The organism is Parafrankia sp. Ea1.12 (assembly GCF_900465275.1).
Lineage (GTDB): Bacteria > Actinomycetota > Actinomycetes > Frankiales > Frankiaceae > Parafrankia > Parafrankia soli.
In genome coordinates, this window is the sequence record NZ_UBIZ01000625.1 from 1 (window position 1) to 3769 (window position 3769).

Here is a 3769-nt window from a genome sequence, read left to right on the forward strand (position 1 = left end):
TCCTCCGCACCCTCCAGGCCCTGCTCGCCGTCTGGACCGGCGCCTGCCCCACCTGCCAGCGACCCTTCAACCACACACCTCCCGTAACCGTTCACCCGCCAGGAGTCACCTAACGAAGTCCTACTAGTGCGCTGACCACGAACGTTTCCGGCCGTGAAGTAGGTAGGGGTGGGTGGTCGTGGGCACACCGTGCCTGATGAGGACGGTGACCAGCCCTGGAGGTGAACCACGATGGCACGGCCGGTACGGGCACGGCGGCTGACCGACGAGGAAGGCCAACGACTCCAGGCGATCGTGCGCCGCGGGAAACACGGCGCGATCCGGGTCCGCCGGGCCCTGATCGTCATGGCGTCGGCGAGCGGAACACCGGTGCCCGCGATCGCCCGCCTCGTCCAGGCCGACGAGGACACGGTCCGGGGGGTGATCCACCGGTTCAACGACATCGGCCTGGACTGCCTGGACCCTCGCTGGGCGGGAGGCCGTCCCCGCCTGATCAGCGCTGACGACGAGGCGTTCGCCATGGCGACGGCCCGGACCCGCCCGGAGAAACTCGGACAGCCGTTCACGCACTGGAGCGTGCGCAAGCTCGCCGCCTACCTGGCCGACAACCCCGACCGGACGGTGAGCATCGGCCGGGAACGACTCCGTCAGCTTCTGCACCACCACCGGATCTCGTTCCAGCGCACGCGCACGTGGAAGGAGTCCACCGACCCGGACAAAGAGAGCAAACTCGACCGGATCGAGTACCTCACCTCGACATGTCCGAACCGCTGTTTCGCGTTCGACCAGTTCGGACCGCTCTCGATCCGCCCGACCCACGGCGTCGGCTGGGCACCCCAGCGGCATCCCGACCGGCTGCCCGCGACCTACCACCGCACCCACGGGATCCGCTACTTCCACGGCTGCTACTCGTTGGGCGACGACCAGCTCTGGGGTGTCACCCGGACCCGCAAGCGCGGGGCGAACACCCTGGCCGCGTTGAAGACGATCCGGGCCGCGCGTCCCGACACCGCCCCGGTCTACGTGATCTGCGACAACCTGTCCGCGAACACCACCCCGGCGATCCGCCGGTGGGCGGCACGACACAACGTCGAGATCTGTCTGACCCCGACGAACGCGTCGTGGGCGAATCCGATCGAGGCCCAGTTCGGACCGTTGCGGACCTTCGCGATGGGTAACGCGAACCATCCGAACCATCCCGTGCTCGCCCGCGCCCTGCAGGCCTACCTGCACTGGCGCAACGCCCACGCCCGTCACCCCACCGTCCTGCAGGCCCAGCGCCGTGAACGCGCCCGTGTCCGCAGCGAACGCCAGCAACGCTGGGGACGCCCACGATCACATGCCGCCTGACCACCGGAAAGGATCGCGGTCAGCGCACTAGCCCGCTGCGTGCGCACCCTAATCTGCTGAACGCAGCCGAGACAGAGGCTTTGATCGCGGAGGCTCGCCGCGGTCACCAGCCCGACCCGCCGGCGCCGACTAACAGGACGGACCATCGCATGCCCAGCCCGCCCCCCGTGAGGGTGCGGACGGTGTCGAGCGAGGTGCCACGGTGAGCGCCGGACAGGTTGTGTCGCCGAGGCGCGGGAGATTCCTGCGGTCGCGGGGGCGCGGACGCTTCTGGCCCGTGCTGGCGGCGGTGGCGATGGCGATAACCGCGTGCTCGGCGTCGTCCCCGGACAGCACAGCGGTGTCGGCGAGTGGCCCGCGTCCGACCGAAACGGCACCGCTGTCGGCGGCGACCAACGCATGGTGGTCGTACACCCGTCCGGCGACGTTCGACTCGACGCGGACCTCTGTGAAGGTGCCCGCGGGAGACGGTACCCAGCTCGACTGCTCGCTCGTGCGTCCCGCCGAAAACGGCGCCCCGGCTGCTGGCCGGTTTCCCGGACTGGTGATCGAGTTCACCCCGTATGCCGTTATCCGCTCCACCTTCGAGAGCGAGGCTGCGTACTTCGCCACCCGCGGCTACAACGGTCTGGTCTGCAATGTGCGGGGCACCGGACCTTCCGGTGGGACCTGGCAGCATGCCATGTCGGCCCAGGACAGCCGAGACGCCCGTGACCTCATCGAATGGTTGGCGATTCAGCCGTTCTCCGACGGGCGCATCGGCATGTTCGGCGAGAGCTACGGCGGCCAGACCACCTACGGCGCCGCCATCGAGCAGGCGCCGCACCTGCTGGCCATCGCGCCCCTCCAACCCCCAGCGAGCCTCTACGACGACGTCATCTACCCGGGCGGCATCAAGACCACCGAGGGCGGGACCATCGACAACTGGCCCGGTACTGCCCAGCTCCTCAGCCAGGGCCGTATCGACGCCGCCGCTGAGTACGCCGCCAACCGCGAGCACCCGACCTTCGACTCCTACTGGCAGGAGCGATCCTTCGCCGGCCGCTACAGCGCGATCAAAGTTCCCGTGCTCACCGTCGGCGGGTGGGGAGACCAGTACTTCAGATCGGGCACCCTGGCCAACATCGAAGGTGCTCTCAACCGGACCTGGGCGATCTACGGACCCTGGCAGCATCTCTCACCGATCGCCTTCCCCAACTGCCCGGGCCTGTGTAACCCCGAGGGACTCGCTCCCGGCCTGCTGCTGGCATGGTTCGACCGCTGGGTCAAGAACCTGCCCGACGTCCCGATCCCGACCCGCCCCACCTTCGTGAGCTACGAAGGCCCCGCCGGTATCGGCGACGGCTGGCGCGAGGTCTCGAACTACAACCCCAAAAATGGCGCCCGGACGCAGACGCTGTCCCTGAGCCAGGACGGCACACTGTCCGCAGACCGCCGCACGAGCGGGTCCGCCACGTTCCACCAGCCCGCCGACCCGGCAAGCCCCGCCGGATCAGCCACGTTCCAAACCGCACCGCTCACCCAGGCGACGTCGATGCTCGGCCACCCCGCACTCACCCTGCGGGCATCCCTGTCCGGCCCCGACGCCAACCTCTACGCCGAACTCCTCGACATCGCCCCGGATGGCACCTCAGCCCTGGTGAACAACGGATTCCTGCGCGCAAGCCACCGCACCTCGCACACCACACCGACACCGGCACCCGTCGGCACACTCATCACGTTCGACCTGCAGATCCGCGCGGACCACTATCGATTCGCCGCTGGCCACCGCATCGCCATCCGGCTCTCCGGCGGCGCCGCCGACACCCTCACCCCCAACCCCGCACCCGTCGACGTGACCGTCGCCACCGGCACCGGCGGCTCCGTCCTGCACCTCCCCACCATCCCCGACTCCTCACCCACCCCCGCCGCGAGCACGAACGCCCTCAACTAAAAAGACGCTCAGCCAGACGCCACCGTCGCGCCTACCCATCGACCTACCAGGTGGACCTAACGCACCACAATAAAAACCGCTGGATCTTGGTTGCCGGCCCTGAAATCACTGTTCGACCGGTCGCCATGCGACCCTGACCAGGGATGATGCCCCGTGACCACACCGGCAGCGGCATCGCTTCCCGAGTCGAACGCGCGTTCCGTACACCTGGTGGTTCCGGGCTACCCAGCCGTCCGTCGACGTTCACACCTACCGACCGGCCGCGGCGTGGCGAGGTCTCCACCGTCGGCCGAGCCTTGTCCGGGCGCATGCAGTAGGCGGAGGGACTGTCCGATCAGGTAGGTGCCTGTCCAGGCCGACCTGTTGTGAATTTAGGTTAGGTTACCCTACACTGGTGGTATGGATGGTCAGCGCGGTGAGGGTTCGCGATGAGCGGGGGCGGGGATTCCCGTGAGGATGCGGGGAGTCCATCGGCTGGAGAAGAGG

General features: G+C 68.5%; 2 protein-coding genes. Both read left to right on the plus strand.

Annotated features, from left to right (window positions below; all coding sequences use genetic code 11):
* Positions 1–231: 231 nt before the first annotated feature.
* Positions 232–1350, plus strand: a complete 1119-nt coding sequence (locus FMEAI12_RS33620) for an IS630 family transposase (protein ID WP_112109137.1) — start codon at positions 232–234, stop codon at positions 1348–1350.
* Positions 1351–1645: 295 nt separating this feature from the next.
* Positions 1646–3283: a CocE/NonD family hydrolase gene (locus FMEAI12_RS33625; RefSeq protein WP_112109138.1), complete on the plus strand. Its 1638-nt coding sequence runs from the start codon at positions 1646–1648 to the stop codon at positions 3281–3283.
* The last annotated feature ends 486 nt before the right edge of the window (positions 3284–3769 follow it).